We start from the raw sequence: 17,447 nt of genomic DNA on the forward strand, positions 1-17,447 counted from the left end.
AGTAAAACAGTGAGGCGATAAACGATGAATCTGGCGGATATGCTTAACTATGCGGACATTGGTCAGCTTACCGCCATTGCGGGACGCTATCAATGTGATTGCAAACGGAATTCCAAACATGATTTGATTCAGAGTATATTGATCCGACTGGGAAGCCGCGAATTTATGGAGTCTCATATTCGGGAGTGTGCTCCTGAGGAACTGCGGTTTCTGAATACCCTGTTGTTTGACGAGCGTAGCCAATTCAGTCTTGAGGATTTGCTGGCGGCAGCAAGGCAGGCTTCCTTCGATTCCGTACCAGGTAAAAAAGACGGGCACCGCGAGATGGTTGCCAGATTCAAAAATGCCGGCTGGCTGTTCAGGGGTGCATCCCAGCAAAACAGGTATTTGTTCCGGGTTCCGCAGGATCTGAAAATGCGTTTCCGTGAACGGATGGGTGAATTTATCAGGGAACAAATTACACCGATTCACGAGCCAGCCATCTACCGTGGCGAAGGAGAGATGCTGGCAGAGGATTTGCTTCTCTTTATGCGCTACGTTAGAGAGAATGAGCCGGAGCTGAACCAAGAGGGTGCGATGCATAAAAGGTACCAACAGGGTGTGATGAACGCTATTCAGATTCCTGAGCCTCTACTGGGTAAAGGGGGCTGGAAATTCGGCTATGGCAGAGCCTGTGAGCATTATCCTCCCCGGCTTGCCCTGATGGTTGATTACACACGACACCGCCGCTGGACTTCTGAAGAAGGTTATCGGCTTAGGCTTACACAGGAGGGAGAAATGCTGCTGGAGCAAGGGAAAGCTGAAAAGCTGATGCAGATATACTCCTTTTGGTTAAAACTGTATAAGGGCGCTATTCCAAATCTGCCATCACTCATATACTGGATTAGTGTAAGTGCGGGGAAATGGGTCACTGTTGCTTCACTAATAGAAGGTCTTGGCTGGTTAATCAAACCCTTTTATTATGATGATGCTGCTTCCATTATGGAGCAGCGCATCCTGCGGATGATGCTGCATTTGGGCATGATTCGGCTGGGCGAGACACCTGAGGGACCGGCTATAATAATGACGCGATGGGGGCTGGAGGCGGCGGTGCCGAAGCAATTGTTGTAGGCTTGCATACTGCAGCTGTATTCTTGGGGAACAGACTGATGCATTTTCGAGAAGTGCTAGGGGGAGAAGAATGCGGATAGCTTACGGGAATTACATACCACAGCTGGACGGATCTGTATACGTGGCGGAAGGTGCAAAGCTTGTTGGTGATGTTAGGATAGGACAGGAGTCGAGTGTCTGGTTCAACACTATATTACGCGGGGATCTGGCCCCGGTTATTATAGGGAGCCGCTGCAATATCCAGGATGGAACTGTGGGGCATGTGGCTGAGGGATTGCCATTGGTACTGGGTGATGACATATCGGTAGGCCACTCTGCGATTATTCATGGATGCAAAATAGGCAACGGCACATTAATCGGAATGGGTGCAATTGTTTTGAACGGTGCAGAGATTGGTGAATATGCTTTAATAGGAGCCGGATCTCTTGTAACCGAAAACAAAATTATTCCACCCTATACTCTCTCCCTAGGTTCACCTGCCAAAGTAGTCCGTGAATTAACCGAGCTGGATCTGCAGCGGATGGCCCGCACAAGCGAGAGTTATGTACTAAAAGCAAAAGAATATGGAAGGATCTAAACAGCGGAGGTGTATCGAATGGACAAAATGAAGGCTACCTATGAAGTGATGCTAGGACTTGCGGCAGAAATGGTGTGGGATGAAGCGCTTAGAAAGCGTCGTACCGACATCTTGTACCGGGAGATCGACACGGCGCTGGCTGCCGGTGATAAGACGGCGTTCCGCAATCTGACTGAGGAACTGAAAAGTCTGGCCTGAGAAAAATACAGGAAATGCGCCTGGCGCATTTCTTTTTTTTTGTTACAATGACATTCATAAGAAATAATACGAACCTGAGAGAAGGAGTGGGCTGTAATGAAATTCAGTGACTTCACTGCGGATAGCTGGTTAGACAACCGGAGATTTTTTGATACCTGCATCATCCCCTTTACTGGTCTTAAGGGTACGGAAAGCCCGCATGAAGTGGTGGAAGCACTTGAGAGACTGAGAGACTTTCTGGATCTGGCTGAAAAACCATATCAGGGGCGTGTCGTGACTTACCCGGCTATACAGTACAATGGAGCAGAAAGTTTCGCTCTCATAAATGAGATTTGCCGTAAAGTCAAATCCAGTGGATTCCAGTATGTGATCGTACTCAGCGCAGATATATCGCTTGCTGAACCGGACATTGATGAAAGCGATTTAGTTCTTTCCCTGCCTGTTATTCAGCGGTCTCAGAGTAAGACAACCGGAAGCTATATCAGAGATGAAATCTCGGGTTTATGGCATAAATGAAACAGGAGTAAATGTGACAGAAAATCAACAATTTACATGAGAACTCCGTAATACATCCGTCACAATTTAGACAATATTCTTGACGGCTTTTAGAGGCTGGGCTATGATTAGATTGAACTTGTGTCATGTGATAATTATCATTGAAAACGTATTATTTACAGAAATTAGATTTATCATCTACAGTTCAGGTGCCTTCTCAAATGTGAAAAGGGGGTTACACGCCGTATGAGCAGCCATAATGAGGAGCATGAATCATTTCTGCAAGGACCTCCCACCCGGAAAGAGATGTCTCGGAGGCAGTTTTTAACGTATACGCTTGGAGGGGCAACCGCTTTTATGGGTGCAGGTGCGATTCTGCCAATGATTCGTTTCGCAGTGGATCCGGTATTACATAAAAAAGGTGCGGGTGAATTTATTAAAGTTGCCGAAGCAGCCAAAATCACCGATGTTCCTCAGGAGTTTACCTTCGAATTGCCCCAGCAGGATGGATGGTATGCCAGCACAGCTACGCTGACTGCGTGGATCCGGAAAGACGAGAACGGAGATATTTATGCGCTTTCACCCGTCTGCAAGCATCTGGGATGTACAGTCGGCTGGAATAATGACAAGGCATATCCAGATGAATATCACTGCCCCTGCCACGGAGCTAGATATACGAAGCTGGGTAAAAACCTTGCCGTTGCCCCTAAGCCCCTTGACCAGTACAAGACTAAAATTGATGGGGATTGGGTCTACCTGGGCGAGATAGTTCCCAATACCGAGGTTAAAAAGGAGGCGTAGATCTGATGTTTAAGAATGTCTACAACTGGATTGATGAACGTCTGGATATTACGCCGATCTGGAGAGATGTTGCCGATCATGAGGTTCCTGAACACGTGAACCCGGCTCATCATTTCTCGGCCTTTGTGTATTGCTTTGGCGGACTCACTTTTTTCATTACGGTCATTCAGATTTTATCAGGTATGTTTCTCACCATGTATTATGTGCCGGATATTATTAACGCATATGCCAGTGTGGAATATCTGCAGACCAAAGTAGCTTTTGGTCAAATTGTACGCGGCATGCATCACTGGGGTGCGAGCCTGGTCATTGTCATGATGTTCCTGCATACGATGCGTGTATTTTTTACAGGTTCCTATAAAGCGCCCCGTGAGATGAACTGGGTAGTGGGAATGCTGATTTTTTTCGTGATGCTGGGCCTCGGTCTTACCGGGTATCTGCTGCCTTGGGACAATAAAGCCTATTTCGCTACCAAGGTTACACTTGAGATTGCCAATTCCGTACCGGTTATGGGGCCGGTGCTGAAGGAGCTGATGCAGGGCGGCACCATCGTCGGTGCAGAAACGCTGACCCGTTTTTTTGCCCTCCATGTATTCTTCCTCCCGGCGGTCCTGCTTATTCTGCTCGTCGGACACTTTATAATGATCCGCAGACAGGGTATTTCTGGTCCGCTATGAGCCCTGACCACAGCTAAAGGAGGAAATGCAATGGCTCACGGAGACAACTCCAAAGAAAAGATTGTTTATGTGGGAGATTCCCGGGTGCGCAGAGGCAACGGCTTCATCACGCCACCGGATTACACGGCATACCCTGGCAAGTCGGAAGCATTTATTCCTAACTTTCTTCTTAAGGAATGGATGGTTGGCGTTGTGGTGCTGGTGGGTATTCTGGTCCTGACGATCTCTGAACCGGCTCCCTTAGGATTTCCTGCAAATGCCAGTGCTACAGTTATACCGATTCCAGACTGGTATTTTCTGTTTTTGTATCAGTATCTGAAATTGCCCTATGCTTCGGGCGATTATATCGTTCTGGGAACGCTTGGTGTTACAGGAGTAGCCTTTGGTTCGCTGCTGCTGGCTCCTTTTCTGGATACGGGCCGGGAGCGCCGCTTCTACCGCCGGCCGATCGCCTCTTCGCTGATGTTTCTTTCCCTGGCTGCGATCATCTATTTGACCAACACAGCCTGGACGGAATACAAGCATGAAATGGCTGAAACCGGCCAGATCCCCGAGGATGTGCAGCGTGAAGAAAAGGCGGCAGAGAACAAGGCGAAAGGCTTGCCGACCACCAGTGCCGTCCAGACAAAAGAAATTGCAATCGTGGACAAGGACGATCCAGCTATGGCTTTATACAAAAAGGCCACCTGTGTAGCCTGTCATGCAGTGGATATGAAGGGGGGCGGAGGGCCGCCGTCACTGAGAGGTGTAGGGGACACTCATGATAAGGAAGCGATCCTCGCCATTATTAAAAATGGCAAGGGCCAGATGCCTCCAATGTATGATACTGCAATGTCTGCAGGTCTCAGCGAGCAGGATATTGACAGTCTCGCAGGCTGGCTTGCCAAACAAAAAAGCGAACAGTAAAATAATGATAACGCACAAACCTGATCGTAACTGCGGTCGGGTTTTTGTATGCTTTCATTCCAAGCTGCCACAATCGGGAGGTTAAAATTGTATATGCCGGTACACTGGTTTGATAGGTTGTTTAGACACCGGGGCGTCATGTGGTTGCTCTTCATTGTGAATGTTCTTGGTACGGTTTACGGATACATATGGTATGGTAATCAATTGGAATACACAGCGGAAAATTATCCTTCATGGCTGCTTCCATTCGTTCCGGACAGTCCGACGGCAAGCCTGTTCTTTACGCTTGCTTTGCTGTTGCTGCTTTTTCCACCCAAAGGGATCAAAGGGACACTCATCCGTGAGCTTATAGAGGCTCTTGCTGTTGTAACCTCAGTGAAATATGGGATTTGGGCAGTCAGTATTATTTTTGCTGGAGGTTATCAGGGAGATTCAATAAGCTGGAAGGATTGGATGCTGGTTATTTCGCATACCGGCATGGCGGTGGAGGCGCTGATCTACGCCCGCTTCTTCTCCTTCCGCAGAATGCTGCCGATAGCGCTGCTGTGGGCTTTTGCCAATGATATGGTGGATTATTCGGAAGGTGTGTTTCCGTGGCTTCCGAATGTGCTCGAAGATAACGTGACCGAAGTTCAATATTACACCATCGCTTTGACCTTCCTGAGCACCGCCTTAGCCTGGTTATTCGGAGGCAGATCCAGAAGGACTATACAGCCGGACAGGCCTAGGCTCTGAGGCTGGAACCATGTTCTAACTCTTGTCCTCCTGCCATATATTTAGAGGCAGGAGGGATGTCTCATGCCGTTCAGGACATATGTGGTGCTGACAGGATTGATGATATGCTGGCTGCTGGCTGGCATGAATACCGGGACCGTTAGTGCAGAAGCTGGTATGCGGGAGCCAAACAGCAGGCTCTCTGTTCAGACAGGAGATGCTGTAAGCAGTTATGCACCGGCGCTCACCGCAAGGAACGCTGCCCAGCGCCTGGATGAAGCGGCCGAGGCTCTATATGGTTATGTGCTGGAAGGAAATGTGGTGAAGGCCAGACAGCAGAGTGAGAAAGTATCGCAGATTTTTGTGTCGTCTTCGTTCGAGGGCCTGACTACAGTGGAAGGGATCAATGCGTTGTCTGATGTCATTATTGACTTAAAGGCCACACTTGCCGCAGCGCAGATTGATCCGCAGAAATGGGAGGCGGCGGCAGCAAAGCTCCGGTTGGCTGCGAACAGTCTTAATCATCCGCGACAGCCGATGTGGCTGCAATATTATAAGCTGATCCGAGAGGATCTTAATGATATGGAAAAGAGTGCGGCTGCTAATGATCTCAAAAGCTGGCAGACCGCTCTGGAACGTCTCCAGAGCAGATACGATAATATCCGTCCCGCAATTATTATTTCCCGGTCTCCGGAAACGGTCAATGCATTTGATACCTGGCTGTCCTACGCGGCCGGGATTCCGTCTTCCTCACAGCCAGTAGGGCGTGCACGGCTGCTGGAGATTATCTCCTACGGGCAGGATGCTGCCAGGGTACTGTTTGGCAAAGAAAGGGATGAACCTGCTCTATCGCTCCCGCTCACCCCGCCAGGTTACGGGGCATGGGGCCTGCTTGCCGGCGGATTCATCGTTGCTGCACTTGTCTACGCAGCATTTCGCAAATACCGGGGGGAGAATGAGGAATGGAAGCCGGTATAGAGCGGTAGTAGAGTCGATGTTACAAAGTCATTGTCATAGTATTTACGGAAGAAGCCGAATCGTTATGCCATCAAAAAAAGACTGCTATGCTTGCAAAGTAACTTGCAAGTATAGCAGTCTTCTTCTCGTGAGCTAGAGTCACTTTGCCGTATTAGGTCTGCCGGAAACCCTCACCGTGGACGTCGTGGACATCACTTATAATGACAAAGGCCTTAGCATCGACGGATTTGACCAATTGACTGAGGCGGCGGATTTCCTGACGGGAGACTACACAATAGACCATGTATTTGGCCTGCTTGGAGTATGCACCGATAGCGGGAATCAGTGTGACTCCACGATCCATTTCCGCTGTAATCAGATCGGCAATCTGCGGGGCGTCGTCACTGATGATCGTGAAAGCTTTGGCTGCATAAGCACCCTCCTGGATGAAATCAATCACCCGTGAAGAGATGAAGACTGCTACCAGGGTGTAAAGAATTTTTTCACGGGGAATATAGAGCAGGGAAGCGCCGATAATGATTACATCGACAGCCAGGATAATCTGCCCCATACTCCATCCGAACTTACGTCCGAGGATTCTTGCCACAATATCGACTCCACCTGTGGTGCCTCCGAACCGGAATACGATACCGAGTCCAAGGCCGAGTGTAACCCCAGCATATAATGAAGCAAGAATAAAGTCATGTTCTGTGCTGAAGGTGATAATCCAGCCGGCATCAATCATACGCTCAAACAGCCAGAGGAAAAACGACAATGCGCCGATTCCCACACCTGTGTAGGCGATTTGCCGTCCGCCAAGGACCTTCCAGCCCAGTAAAAAGAGCGGCAGGTTAAGCAGTAATGTGGTTAAAAAAATGGGGATGTTAAAAGCATAGTTGAGCAGGATGGTAATCCCGGTTACCCCGCCCTCCATTAATTGGTTGGGTACGATAAAGTACAGCAGCCCAAATGCATATACGGCCGCACCCAGCATGATTGGTGCTGCCGTTTTGACAATAGTGGAAGCTACTTTGGATGTTGAAGTCATGTGATCCCTCGCATGGCCCAATTATGGGCATAATGTATTGGTAAGCTTCTTAATAAAGGGTTGCATTTCATGTTATTATGGCATTCACCGGTTGTCCGGGGCCTTGGGATATATGTAATCGCCAAAAAAGATTTGTCTTCAAAACGTCTTTACGATAACATAGGGGCAAACAGAAGGCAAGAACATACAGGGGGCGAAGAAACATTTTATGGATAAAAGTCTTGGTGACATACAGCGAGAGGTTGACGCTTATATCTCTCAATTTAAAGAAGGTTACTTCAGCCCGCTGTCCATGCTGGCCCGGATGTCGGAGGAGGTGGGCGAACTCGCCCGTGAAGTTAACCATCAGTTTGGCGAGAAACCCAAAAAAGCAGATGAAGCTGATAACTCAATCGAGCTTGAGCTGGGAGATATTTTGTTTATTACGGTTTGCTTCGCCAATTCACTGGGAATTGACCTCACCGAGGCCCACAATAAAGTGATGCACAAGTTCAATACCCGTGATGCCGGACGGTGGACACTTAAAAACACCGATTAGGCTTCTATATCATATGCTGTACCAAACGAACGGGATTTAGCCGTGAGGATGGTGGGCAAATGGATCATAACGATTATGTAAAAGCGGCTTACCGCTCTATACTCCGCAGTGATTTTGCTGAGGCAATCACTTTGTTTGAATCGGCAATTGCGGCCAGTCCGGACGATGCCGAAGTCAGATACCGCTGCTCCATTACTTACGCCCGCAGCGGCATGCTAGAAAAAGCGCTGGAGCATGCAGAGGCGGCGGTGAAGCTGGATAGAGACAAATCGGAGTATGGGCTTCACCTGCAGCATTTGCAGGCCCTGCAACTTGTAAGAGAGGCCAAAAGGCTTCTGGAGGATGAACATACAGGGACTATTAATCCCTATCGTCCGATTACCTTATTGAAGGAAGCAATAGTCCTGGATCCCTTATATGGGGATGCATATGTATGGCTCGCTATCGCACACAGCCGGATGAATGAGCATGTGCAGGCGATTGCCGCACTCAAAGAAGTAATGGCATTGCATCCCGATGATCTCGGGTTGCTGCAGCTCATGAAAGACCTTCAAAAATCATTGCAAAAATACTTGGGATAATTAGAACGAGACATAGCGAGGAGGAATAAGGGTGAGTGACAAGATCAGAGTTATCGTCTCCGGAGCAGGAGGCAGAATGGGCAAAGAGGTTGTTAAGCTGGTGCTGCAGGATGAGGAGCTGGAGCTTGCAGCAGCTGTAGACCGTTCGGCAAGCGGCAGCGATGCCGGCCGTATAGCAGGGCTGGAGGAGAGCGGAGTAAAGATTGTGGCTGATCTGGAAGCTGCCCTTGCAGAGAGCGGCGGAGAGGTTCTCGTAGATTTCACTACCCCGCAGTCGGCTTATACTAATACTGCACTTGCGATCAAATATGGGGTGCGTCCGGTAATCGGTACTACCGGATTCACTCCAGAGCAGATTTCCGAGCTGGACAAGCAATGCCAGGATCGGGGAATTGGGGGACTTATTGCGCCCAATTTCTCGATTGGAGCGATTCTTTTGATGAAATTTGCAGCTCAGGCGGCCAAATACTTTCCGCATCTGGAAATTATCGAAACCCATGGAGACCAGAAGCTGGATGCTCCTTCGGGGACTGCCATTAAGACAGCAGAGCTGATTTCGGAAGTGCGGCAGGAGCTCCGTCAGGGGAATCCTGAGGAAGAGGAAGTGATCGAAGGCGCACGCGGGGGCTATTATAACGGCTTTCGAATTCACAGTCTGAGACTTCCTGGCGTATTTGCGCAGGAAGAAGTGGTCTTTGGCGGGTATGGGCAATCGCTTAAAATCCGGCATGACTCCTATGAGCGGGCAGGTTATATGCCCGGAGTCAAAATGGGGATACAGAAGGTGATGGGCTACACCGGATTAATTTATGGATTTGAGCATTTTATTGAATAGACGGGGGATATCATCATGTTAAAAATCGCATTTATCGCGCATGACCGTAAGAAAGATGAAATGGTTAATTTTGTGACTGCTTATGAGCATGTATTTGTAGGACATGAGTTGTTTTCTACAGGAACTACCGGTCAACGGATTATGGAAGTAACGAACTTGTCCATTCACCGCTATATGTCTGGTCCCCTTGGCGGTGATCAGCAGATTGGTTCTATGGTGGCTACGGATGAGTTAGATCTGATTATTTTTCTACGGGATCCGCTGATGGCGCAGCCGCATGAACCGGATATTACGGCTCTGCTTCGCCTCTGTGATGTATATGGTATTCCGGTGGCAACCAATATCGCAACAGCCGAGATTCTGGTCAAAGCGATTGACCGCGGCGATTTCGCATGGCGTGAGCTTGTACATAAATACAAGCCGGGTGTGGATGAATGAAGCTCGATATTCTTGTGTTCGGTGCACATGCTGACGATGCGGAGATCGGCATGGCGGGAACTATCGCCAAACATACTGCCGCGGGGCTCCAAGTTGGTTTATGCGATTTGACAGAAGCGGAAATGTCCTCGAACGGAACTGTAGAACGCCGCAAAATCGAGGCACAACAAGCTGCTGATCTACTCGGGGTTTCGGTGCGCACGAATCTGGGTCTTCCTGACCGCGGGCTGTACCTGACAGAGAATCATCTGGCGGCAGTGACGCGGGAAATCCGCAGATTCGCACCAGATATTGTATTTGCACCTTATTGGGAAGACCGGCATCCGGATCATATTGCCTGCAGCAAGCTGGTGGAAGAAGCGGTATTTAATGCCAAGCTTCGGAAATATATGCCGGACGAGCCTTCAGTGCCTGCGCCCCAGCTGTATTTCTATTTCATTAATGATTTGGGGCGGACGGATCTTATTGTGGATGTGACTGAGCATTACAGCCTTAAGGAGCAGGCGCTGTCCTGCTACCGGTCCCAGTTTGAGAAGATCCCAGGAGAAGACGTCGTCTCTACTCCCTTAACTGAAGGATATATAGAACGTGTTCGTTCCAGGGATATGCTGCTTGGACAACGGAGACTGATTCCGTATGCGGAGGGATTCGCCAGTAAAGTGCCGTATGCTGTTGATATGTTCAATTCACCCGTCAGACAGCGGCCCAATCAATAACCTTTCTAATTTGGTCAAAAACCACTATAATAAATTCATATCATTACACAAAGTAATAAACATAAGTAGGATGAAGGAGACGGAGCGATGGACCGTTTAAAAATAGGCATCACCTGTTATCCGTCTCTTGGCGGTTCGGGTGTTGTGGCAACAGAACTGGGCAAACTTTTGGCTGAAAAGGGTCATGAGGTCCATTTTATAACACATAGTATCCCTTTCCGGCTTGGAACGTTTCAGAAGAATATCTTTTATCATGAGGTTGAGGTTAATGATTATTATGTTTTCCGTTACCCCCCTTATGATCTGGCGCTTGCGACAAAGATGGCACAGGTGGCTAAAATGGTGGGACTGGATCTGTTCCATGTCCATTATGCCGTACCTCATGCGGTCTGCGCCTATCTGGCTAAGCAAATGCTGGGCAATGATATCAAAGTAGTAACTACCCTGCATGGTACGGACATTACGGTGCTGGGACAGGATGAATCGCTGAAGGACTTGATTCGGCTCGGGATTAATGAGAGTGATGCGGTGACAGCCGTTTCGCAGGACCTTATCAAAGAGACCCGCAAGGTACTCGATATTACCCGTGATATTGATCTTACGTATAATTTTGTTGACAAGCGTGTGTATTATCCGCGGGATGTGACGGATCTGCGGGAGGATTTTGCCGCACCTGATGAAAAAATTCTGATGCATATCAGCAACTTCCGGCCGGTCAAACGGGTATCGGATGTGGTGGATATTTTCGCCAAAGTGAATCAGGAGCTGCCGTCTCGTCTGCTTCTGGTTGGAGAAGGACCGGAGCTGCCCAAAATCCAGGCTAAAATCTCTGAAATGGGGCTGGATGACAAGGTTCGTTTTCTTGGCAAGCAGGATGAGATCGCACAGGTAATATCCTTGGCTGATCTGCTTCTGCTGCCTTCGGAGAAGGAGAGCTTTGGTCTGGTTGCACTGGAGGCAATGGCTTGCGGCGTACCGACTATCGGTTCGGAGGCCGGAGGCATTCCTGAGCTGATCCAGCATGGAAAGACTGGGTTTCTTGCACCCATCGGAGATACGACCTCAATGGCGAAGTATGCTGTTAAGCTATTGTCCGATCCCGGCTTGGAAGAGCAGTTCAAACATGCGTGTCTCGAACGGGCCTGCCATGGTTTCAGCAGAGATGTGATCACCAATCAATACGAAAATATCTATTACCGGGTATTGGGGCGCAAAGTGCGCGGATTGGATCCGATCCAGAGTTAGGGAGTGTTTGCGGTATGAATTGGACAATGGCGCCTTCCGGAATGGCTGAGGCGGCGAATGTAGTGTTGACCCGCCTGCTTGAGCAAGGCCATGAGGCATATTTCGTTGGCGGATGTATCCGTGATGAGCTTCTTGGACGGCCGGTGCACGATATGGATCTGACCACCTCGGCTCTGCCTGAAGAGGTTATGAGTCTTTTTCCGCGCTGTATCCCGACTGGACTTGCACATGGAACTATTACTGTTCTTCAGGATGGCTGGAGCTTTGAGGTGACGACGTACCGGACGGAGAGCGGTTATGCCGACCACCGCCGTCCGGAACACGTCTTATTTGTAAAAGATGTGAAGGAAGACCTACGCCGGCGTGATTTTACGATCAATGCGATGTGCTGCGGTCTGGACGGAGTAATGGTAGATCCTTATGGAGGAGCAGAAGATTCAAAGAAACACCTGATCCGCTGTGTAGGTGACGCTGAGGAACGCTTCGATGAAGATGCGCTGCGCATGCTCCGCTGCGTCCGCTTTGCTTCAGTGCTTGATTTCCGGGTCGCCAAGAATACTTGGCGCGGACTTCTGCGCCAGCGGAACAAGCTGGCGCATATTGCCGTAGAACGCGTTCGCGCGGAGCTTGAACGCATTGTCCTCGGCCCGCACCCACTGCGCGGCCTCGGGCTGCTTACGCGCAGCGGGCTGCTGCCGCGCGGCAAAGCGCCGTTCCCCTGGACCGGCAGTGACATGGCGGCAGCCGCCGCCCTGACAGCCGGGATCGGGGATCTGCAGGACGCCCACCTGCGGTGGGCGCTCCTGCTGCATGCCCTGAAGCGGTCGGCCTCAGAGGCCGACGAGCTGCTACGGGCATGGACGTTCCCGGGGGCGACGCGCACCGCCGTCGCCAGGGTGCTGCGCGTCCGCGAAGCGTGGGACGCAGCGCTTGCAGAGGTGCCGCCTGGGGAACCCGGCGGCACGGAGGCCTTGCGGCGGCGCTGGATCGCCGCCGTGCTGGCCCACGGCCAGTCAGCCGCCGAAGGATGGCTGACGCTGCTTGCGGCGCTGCCGGAGGCCGCCGTAAGCGCCTTCGCCGCGCAGCGGCCTACCGCGCCGGATGCAGGCGCCCCCGCCGCGCAGCGGCCTAACGCGCTGGATGCAGGCGCCCCTGCCGCGCAGCGGCCTACCGCGCCGGGCATTCCCATTCTGCGGTCATGGACTGCAGGGATGCCGCTCCATACATTGGCCGAGCTGGCGGTGACGGGCAAAGAGCTGGCAGCAGTACTGCAGAAGCGGCCGGGTCCATGGCTGGGAGAGCTATTGCAGCAGCTGTTAATGGCTGCTGCGGTAGGGGACATTCCCAATGACAATCGATATTTGCTTCTGGAAGCAACAAAAAGGATGGATAGTAATGAACAGTAATGACAAGCCCCTGCTATCCGGGGGTGGACGGGAAAGTTTTGTATCCAGTTGGCTGAAACGTGTGCAGCTACGGGAAGAGGTGGTTTCTACTCAGGAAGAAGCCAAGAAGCTTGCCGAGAACGGTGCTCCCGAAGGTACATCTGTACGGGCTGAAGCGCAGACCGGGGGCAGGGGGCGTATGGGCCGGAAATGGCATTCCCCCAGTGGCAAAGGCATTTGGATCAGCATAGTGCTGCGACCAGACCTTCCATTGTCACTAACTCCTCAGCTTACCCTGCTCTCCGGAGTTGCCGTCTGCAGAGCCATCCGTGAGGTTACTGGCGTACAGGCGGGGATTAAGTGGCCCAATGACCTGCTAGCGGGCGGACGCAAAATCTGCGGCATCCTGCTGGAGTCCTCCCTTCGGGAAGGCGGTCTTCATTACTGCATTGCCGGTATAGGCATTGCCGTTAATTTGACGGAAGAGGATTATCCTCCGGAACTGAAGGACATCGGCACCTCTTTGTTGATCGAAGGCGGCGGCATCCCTGTTGACCGTACAGCGCTTACTGAGGCCGTTCTGACTGAACTGGAGTACTTATATATTCTTTACAGAGAACAGGGATTCAAGCCGATCAGAGAGCTGTGGGAGTCCATGTCCGTCACACTGGGACGCCAGGTCTTTTATAATACTCCGGAAGGACGCTGTCAGGCCACTGCAGTGGGGCTTGATGACAACGGCGGGTTGCTGCTTAAGGACCGAACGGGTGCCGTGTCGAGCGTGCTGTCGGGAGAGATAGAAATGATCTAAGATGACAAGGTCCCATTCCTTGTCATCTTTTTTTGAAGAGATCAATGTATTGGATTGGCGCCTTATACTCCCTTTTCTTTTTGTGAAATGGTTCGCTTCTTTTTTCAAAGGACAGCAAACTTGTTTCTTCTTGGTTTACTTGCCTGCAGATTTTGATATAATAAGGACAGAGACGGTATCGAATATCGGGCTGTACTCTGGAAGAAACCTTTTATATCAGGGGATTTGCTGTTAGATTCACCTTCATAACTGTATTTCACGGTTACGTTGGATTCTGCTCTGAGCCGTAAGGACCGAGACAGAAGGGACGATCGCGAGTGACTCTTTTTTGCCCATCGGACCTTTTTAGCGGACTTTTGCTAAAAGGTTTTTTTGTTTGCGCGTTTACGCGTAATTATCTGCGAAAAGGGGAATGGGAGCCCATGGCTGACAAACATGCGCTAAATATTGTAAAAATGAAAAAAATGAAAACGGATGGTGTGCCGCTGAGCATGCTGACCGCTTATGATTATCCTTCGGCCCTGCTGGCTGAGGAAGCGGGTATTGACCTTATACTGGTAGGCGATTCTTTGGGGAATGTAGTTCTTGGATATGACACCACCTTGCCGGTGACTATAGAAGATATGGTGTACCATACCCGCTCGGTCACCCGGGGGGCTCAGAATACTTTTATCGTGGCTGATATGCCGTTTATGACCTATCATGGCAGCATCGACGAAACCCTGCGCAGCGTGCGAAGACTGATGCAGGAAGGACGGGCACAAGCCGTCAAAATGGAAGGCGGACTGGAAATTTGTGATACGGTATCGGCGGTAGTGGCTGCCGGAGTTCCGGTACTTGGCCATATCGGCCTTACCCCGCAGTCGGTGAATATGATCGGCGGTTACCGTATTCAGGGCAAGGATGCCAAGGACGCCCAGCGGCTGATGGATGAAGCGAAGGCGCTTGAAGCTGCCGGTGTGTTCGGGATTGTACTTGAGCTGGTAACGGAAGAAGTGGCTGAAGCCATCTCCAAAGCCGTCAGCGTTCCGACCATTGGAATTGGTGCAGGCCGTTATTGTGATGGACAGGTGCTGGTTTTCCATGACTTGCTACGGTACGCATCTCCATACAGGGAGAAACGGTTTGTCAAAACCTATGCCGATGTAGGCACTCTGATTCGTGAGGGAATCAGCAGTTATGTCCAGGAAGTGAAGAACCGTGCCTTCCCGGCAGAGAGTCATGTGTTTAATGCAGAAGAGCATGTGCTGGATTCTTTATACGGCGCGGCCGCAAAAGGAGAGAAATAAGATGAGAGTAGTCAGAACGGTACAACAATTGCGCGAAGCACTGGATTACCTGCGGATGGGAGGACATACGCCAATCGGCTTTGTACCGACGATGGGCTATCTCCATGAAGGACATGCCAGTCTGATTCGCAAAGCGGGAGAAATGACCAACACTGTTGTGATGAGTATTTTTGTCAATCCTCTGCAATTTGGACCAAATGAAGATTTCTCCTCTTATCCGCGCGACGAACACCGTGATCTTGAGCTTGCAGAACGCGAGGGTGCCGATATCGTATTTATTCCTTCAGTGGAAGAAATGTACCCTCAGCCTATCCGTACCAAGGTGACAGTGGACTCACTGACAACTCAGCTGTGTGGGGCTTCCCGCCCTGGACATTTTGACGGTGTAACTACAGTAGTAAGCAAGCTATTCAACATGGTGCAACCGGATTATGCTTTTTTCGGACTGAAAGATGCCCAGCAGGTTGCCGTTTTGCGCCGGATGGTATCTGACCTTAATATGAATGTGGAAATTGTCGCCTGTCCGATCGTCCGCGAAGGGGATGGATTGGCGCTAAGTTCAAGAAATGTCTACCTTAGCAGTGAGGAGCGCCAACAGGCTCTGGTTCTTTCCCGCTCGCTCCGAGAAACCCGTAAGGCGCTGGAAGAAGGAACCGTGAGAACGGTGGAGGAAGCACGGACGCTGCTGGTCTCGATTATTTCTTCTTCGCCGCTTGCGGTCATCGATTATGTGGAAATTCTCTCCTTTCCGGGCCTTGAATCTTTGGAGGACGGGGCACTGCTTAGCCATGCTGAGGGAGAGGTTATTATGGCACTCGCCGTGAAGTTCGGCAGAACCAGGCTGATCGACAATAATGTATTTATTCCTAAGGAGGTACTCGCTCTTGTTTAGACATATGATGAAATCCAAAATCCACCGTGCCACTGTAACGGAAGCTAATCTGAATTACGTGGGCAGCATTACCATTGATGAGAACCTGATGGAGGCAGCCGATCTGCTCGAAAATGAAAAAGTGCAAATCGTCGATAATAATAACGGTTCCCGTCTGGAAACCTATGTCATTCCCGGCCCCCGCGGCAGCGGCGTGATCTGTCTGAACGGAGCTGCTGCCCGGCTGGTTCAGCCTGGAGATACCGTAATCATTATCTCTTATGGCATGTTGTCTGCTGAAGAGCTGGCTACACATAAACCAACAGTTGTATTCGTGGACGCAGATAACAAGCCGGTTAAACTGGCGGATCATGAACTGCATGCAACCATTGCCTAAAGCTTAAGTCATGCAATGAATGCCAGGGATGAAGCGGCCCGTACTTGTGAAAAATGAAGGCAGGCAAGCTTAAGCTGATTTCATTTTCAGTAAGGGTGGGATGTCCCGTGTTTCAACATTTATTTGCTGAGATGAACAAGATGCTTCAGGAAATTACCGCCGACTTCCCTACTGCGGAGGGTACCCGCCGGAATGACCTTTTATGCAAGTACAATATGCTCCACAAGCTTAGTGACGAGGTTATGGATGAATGGCTATCCTTTGCGGAGAAGCTGAGTGATTTCCGTCAAAATGCTGACTTTACTCTGCCTTCCGAAGAGGAGATTCCCCAGGCAGAAGCACCTGAGCTTTTTATGGACTCTTTTGTCCGTGGCCAGGGTTACTACAAGCTGCTTATGTACCGGAAATGCATCGAGCAGTTCAAAGATGTTATCGCCCGATACCCGGACAGTCTGGCAGCTCGCCTATATTTGGCAATGGCTTATCTCCAGGAGGAGGAATTAGACGTTTCCTGGAGTCATCTGAATCACATGCTTGCCCTGATTCGTGAGAAGAAACTCAAGGCTATGATCTACAATGCCCTGGGCTGCATCCGGGCCTCCCAGGAGCGCTATAGTGAGGCTCAGGAGCTCTTCAGCCTCTCCTTGCAGCATGATCCCCAGCTTGCTGAGCCAAACGTCAATTTGGAGGTCTGCCGCAGGCGGGGAGGCAAGCTGCAATTCGGGCACCAGCTGGTTTCGCTTTTATAACCATTATTCCTCCATTAAAGCGATGTATCCCGCTAACCCAGGGGTGTACATCGCCTTTTTTCGTAACTTCTGTTATGCTGATAAGGAGTCTCAAGTGAAAGGGATTAGA

At 50.4% G+C, this 17,447-nt stretch carries 22 protein-coding genes; 21 read left to right on the plus strand and 1 reads right to left on the minus strand.

The annotated features are described in order from the left end of the window. Positions 1–24: 24 nt before the first annotated feature. The 9 genes from ACAN54_RS25925 (at position 25) to ACAN54_RS25965 (ending at position 6,456) form a co-directional block, all read left to right on the plus strand. Positions 25–1,110 carry a hypothetical protein gene (locus ACAN54_RS25925; RefSeq protein ID WP_379162393.1) on the plus strand — a complete coding sequence of 362 codons (1,086 nt, stop codon included), beginning with the start codon at positions 25–27 and terminating at the stop codon, positions 1,108–1,110. A 70-nt stretch (positions 1,111–1,180) separates the two neighbouring features. Beyond that, complete coding sequence (locus ACAN54_RS25930) at positions 1,181–1,687, plus strand: gamma carbonic anhydrase family protein (protein ID WP_379162396.1); 507 nt, start codon at positions 1,181–1,183, stop codon at positions 1,685–1,687. Positions 1,688–1,705: 18 nt separating this feature from the next. Next, positions 1,706–1,885 carry an IDEAL domain-containing protein gene (locus tag ACAN54_RS25935; protein ID WP_020427670.1) on the plus strand — a complete coding sequence of 60 codons (180 nt, stop codon included), beginning with the start codon at positions 1,706–1,708 and terminating at the stop codon, positions 1,883–1,885. 96 nt (positions 1,886–1,981) lie between these two features. After that, positions 1,982–2,401 carry a DUF2487 family protein gene (locus tag ACAN54_RS25940; protein WP_379162400.1) on the plus strand — a complete coding sequence of 140 codons (420 nt, stop codon included), beginning with the start codon at positions 1,982–1,984 and terminating at the stop codon, positions 2,399–2,401. A gap of 225 nt (positions 2,402–2,626) precedes the next feature. Next, entirely contained in the window at positions 2,627–3,181 is a 555-nt protein-coding gene (locus ACAN54_RS25945; RefSeq protein ID WP_379162403.1) for a Rieske (2Fe-2S) protein, read from the plus strand. A gap of 5 nt (positions 3,182–3,186) precedes the next feature. Then, positions 3,187–3,858, plus strand: coding sequence for a menaquinol-cytochrome c reductase cytochrome b subunit (qcrB, locus tag ACAN54_RS25950; protein WP_020427667.1), 672 nt, complete (start codon positions 3,187–3,189; stop codon positions 3,856–3,858). A 30-nt stretch (positions 3,859–3,888) separates the two neighbouring features. Further along, a complete protein-coding gene (locus ACAN54_RS25955) occupies positions 3,889–4,764 on the plus strand; it encodes a c-type cytochrome (RefSeq protein ID WP_379162407.1) in 876 nt (291 codons plus the stop codon). Positions 4,765–4,857: 93 nt separating this feature from the next. Then, the gene (locus ACAN54_RS25960) at positions 4,858–5,499 is read left to right on the plus strand and encodes a DUF1405 domain-containing protein (protein ID WP_379162410.1); all 642 of its coding nucleotides are present in this window, start codon (positions 4,858–4,860) and stop codon (positions 5,497–5,499) included. Between the two features lie 63 nt (positions 5,500–5,562). Then, the gene (locus tag ACAN54_RS25965; RefSeq protein ID WP_379162413.1) at positions 5,563–6,456 is read left to right on the plus strand and encodes a sporulation protein YpjB; all 894 of its coding nucleotides are present in this window, start codon (positions 5,563–5,565) and stop codon (positions 6,454–6,456) included. Between the two features lie 151 nt (positions 6,457–6,607). Here ACAN54_RS25965 and ACAN54_RS25970 read toward each other — a convergent pair whose 3' ends face one another. Beyond that, complete coding sequence (locus ACAN54_RS25970) at positions 6,608–7,483, minus strand: YitT family protein (protein WP_379162416.1); 876 nt, start codon at positions 7,481–7,483, stop codon at positions 6,608–6,610. A gap of 208 nt (positions 7,484–7,691) precedes the next feature. On the opposite strand from ACAN54_RS25970, the gene ACAN54_RS25975 reads away from it, so the two are divergent. From ACAN54_RS25975 to ACAN54_RS26030, 12 genes are all read left to right on the plus strand, one after another. Further along, positions 7,692–8,021, plus strand: coding sequence for a nucleotide pyrophosphohydrolase (locus ACAN54_RS25975; protein WP_074114995.1), 330 nt, complete (start codon positions 7,692–7,694; stop codon positions 8,019–8,021). Positions 8,022–8,080: 59 nt separating this feature from the next. Continuing rightward, positions 8,081–8,602 carry a tetratricopeptide repeat protein gene (locus ACAN54_RS25980; protein WP_379162420.1) on the plus strand — a complete coding sequence of 174 codons (522 nt, stop codon included), beginning with the start codon at positions 8,081–8,083 and terminating at the stop codon, positions 8,600–8,602. 31 nt (positions 8,603–8,633) lie between these two features. Continuing rightward, positions 8,634–9,437, plus strand: coding sequence for a 4-hydroxy-tetrahydrodipicolinate reductase (gene dapB / locus ACAN54_RS25985; RefSeq protein ID WP_379162423.1), 804 nt, complete (start codon positions 8,634–8,636; stop codon positions 9,435–9,437). 15 nt (positions 9,438–9,452) lie between these two features. Beyond that, the gene (mgsA, locus tag ACAN54_RS25990) at positions 9,453–9,875 is read left to right on the plus strand and encodes a methylglyoxal synthase (RefSeq protein WP_379162426.1); all 423 of its coding nucleotides are present in this window, start codon (positions 9,453–9,455) and stop codon (positions 9,873–9,875) included. After that, positions 9,872–10,591, plus strand: a complete 720-nt coding sequence (gene bshB1 / locus ACAN54_RS25995) for a bacillithiol biosynthesis deacetylase BshB1 (RefSeq protein WP_379162429.1) — start codon at positions 9,872–9,874, stop codon at positions 10,589–10,591. Before mgsA ends, bshB1 begins: the two co-directional genes overlap by 4 nt. Before the next feature lie 87 nt (positions 10,592–10,678). Beyond that, positions 10,679–11,836, plus strand: coding sequence for an N-acetyl-alpha-D-glucosaminyl L-malate synthase BshA (bshA, locus tag ACAN54_RS26000; RefSeq protein WP_379162432.1), 1,158 nt, complete (start codon positions 10,679–10,681; stop codon positions 11,834–11,836). 14 nt (positions 11,837–11,850) lie between these two features. Then, positions 11,851–13,242 (plus strand): CCA tRNA nucleotidyltransferase, encoded by a 1,392-nt coding sequence (locus tag ACAN54_RS26005; RefSeq protein WP_379162435.1) that lies wholly within the window; start codon positions 11,851–11,853, stop codon positions 13,240–13,242. Then, positions 13,232–14,032, plus strand: a complete 801-nt coding sequence (locus ACAN54_RS26010) for a biotin--[acetyl-CoA-carboxylase] ligase (RefSeq protein WP_379162438.1) — start codon at positions 13,232–13,234, stop codon at positions 14,030–14,032. The genes ACAN54_RS26005 and ACAN54_RS26010 overlap by 11 nt, the downstream gene beginning before the upstream one ends. A 422-nt stretch (positions 14,033–14,454) precedes the next feature. Continuing rightward, positions 14,455–15,321, plus strand: coding sequence for a 3-methyl-2-oxobutanoate hydroxymethyltransferase (gene panB, locus ACAN54_RS26015; RefSeq protein ID WP_379162441.1), 867 nt, complete (start codon positions 14,455–14,457; stop codon positions 15,319–15,321). Positions 15,322–15,376: 55 nt separating this feature from the next. Continuing rightward, positions 15,377–16,213 (plus strand): pantoate--beta-alanine ligase, encoded by an 837-nt coding sequence (panC, locus tag ACAN54_RS26020; protein WP_379162564.1) that lies wholly within the window; start codon positions 15,377–15,379, stop codon positions 16,211–16,213. After that, positions 16,206–16,589 carry an aspartate 1-decarboxylase gene (panD, locus tag ACAN54_RS26025; protein ID WP_379162444.1) on the plus strand — a complete coding sequence of 128 codons (384 nt, stop codon included), beginning with the start codon at positions 16,206–16,208 and terminating at the stop codon, positions 16,587–16,589. Before panC ends, panD begins: the two co-directional genes overlap by 8 nt. Positions 16,590–16,696: 107 nt before the next feature. Continuing rightward, a complete protein-coding gene (locus ACAN54_RS26030) occupies positions 16,697–17,338 on the plus strand; it encodes a tetratricopeptide repeat protein (protein ID WP_379162447.1) in 642 nt (213 codons plus the stop codon). Positions 17,339–17,447: the final 109 nt, after the last annotated feature.

Source organism: Paenibacillus diazotrophicus, assembly GCF_042610465.1.

Excerpts from the sequence above, each read along its gene's own strand:
- ACAN54_RS25925 (WP_379162393.1), top strand. The coding sequence starts at position 25 with ATGAATCTGGCGGATATGCTTAACTATGCGGACATTGGTCAGCTTACC.
- ACAN54_RS25930 (WP_379162396.1), top strand. The coding sequence starts at position 1,181 with ATGCGGATAGCTTACGGGAATTACATACCACAGCTGGACGGATCTGTA.
- ACAN54_RS25935 (WP_020427670.1), top strand. The coding sequence starts at position 1,706 with ATGGACAAAATGAAGGCTACCTATGAAGTGATGCTAGGACTTGCGGCA.
- ACAN54_RS25940 (WP_379162400.1), top strand. The coding sequence starts at position 1,982 with ATGAAATTCAGTGACTTCACTGCGGATAGCTGGTTAGACAACCGGAGA.
- ACAN54_RS25945 (WP_379162403.1), top strand. The coding sequence starts at position 2,627 with ATGAGCAGCCATAATGAGGAGCATGAATCATTTCTGCAAGGACCTCCC.
- qcrB (WP_020427667.1), top strand. The coding sequence starts at position 3,187 with ATGTTTAAGAATGTCTACAACTGGATTGATGAACGTCTGGATATTACG.
- ACAN54_RS25955 (WP_379162407.1), top strand. The coding sequence starts at position 3,889 with ATGGCTCACGGAGACAACTCCAAAGAAAAGATTGTTTATGTGGGAGAT.
- ACAN54_RS25960 (WP_379162410.1), top strand. The coding sequence starts at position 4,858 with ATGCCGGTACACTGGTTTGATAGGTTGTTTAGACACCGGGGCGTCATG.
- ACAN54_RS25965 (WP_379162413.1), top strand. The coding sequence starts at position 5,563 with ATGCCGTTCAGGACATATGTGGTGCTGACAGGATTGATGATATGCTGG.
- ACAN54_RS25970 (WP_379162416.1), bottom strand. The coding sequence starts at position 7,483 with ATGACTTCAACATCCAAAGTAGCTTCCACTATTGTCAAAACGGCAGCA.
- ACAN54_RS25975 (WP_074114995.1), top strand. The coding sequence starts at position 7,692 with ATGGATAAAAGTCTTGGTGACATACAGCGAGAGGTTGACGCTTATATC.
- ACAN54_RS25980 (WP_379162420.1), top strand. The coding sequence starts at position 8,081 with ATGGATCATAACGATTATGTAAAAGCGGCTTACCGCTCTATACTCCGC.
- mgsA (WP_379162426.1), top strand. The coding sequence starts at position 9,453 with ATGTTAAAAATCGCATTTATCGCGCATGACCGTAAGAAAGATGAAATG.
- bshB1 (WP_379162429.1), top strand. The coding sequence starts at position 9,872 with ATGAAGCTCGATATTCTTGTGTTCGGTGCACATGCTGACGATGCGGAG.
- bshA (WP_379162432.1), top strand. The coding sequence starts at position 10,679 with ATGGACCGTTTAAAAATAGGCATCACCTGTTATCCGTCTCTTGGCGGT.
- ACAN54_RS26005 (WP_379162435.1), top strand. The coding sequence starts at position 11,851 with ATGAATTGGACAATGGCGCCTTCCGGAATGGCTGAGGCGGCGAATGTA.
- ACAN54_RS26010 (WP_379162438.1), top strand. The coding sequence starts at position 13,232 with ATGAACAGTAATGACAAGCCCCTGCTATCCGGGGGTGGACGGGAAAGT.
- panB (WP_379162441.1), top strand. The coding sequence starts at position 14,455 with ATGGCTGACAAACATGCGCTAAATATTGTAAAAATGAAAAAAATGAAA.
- panC (WP_379162564.1), top strand. The coding sequence starts at position 15,377 with ATGGGAGGACATACGCCAATCGGCTTTGTACCGACGATGGGCTATCTC.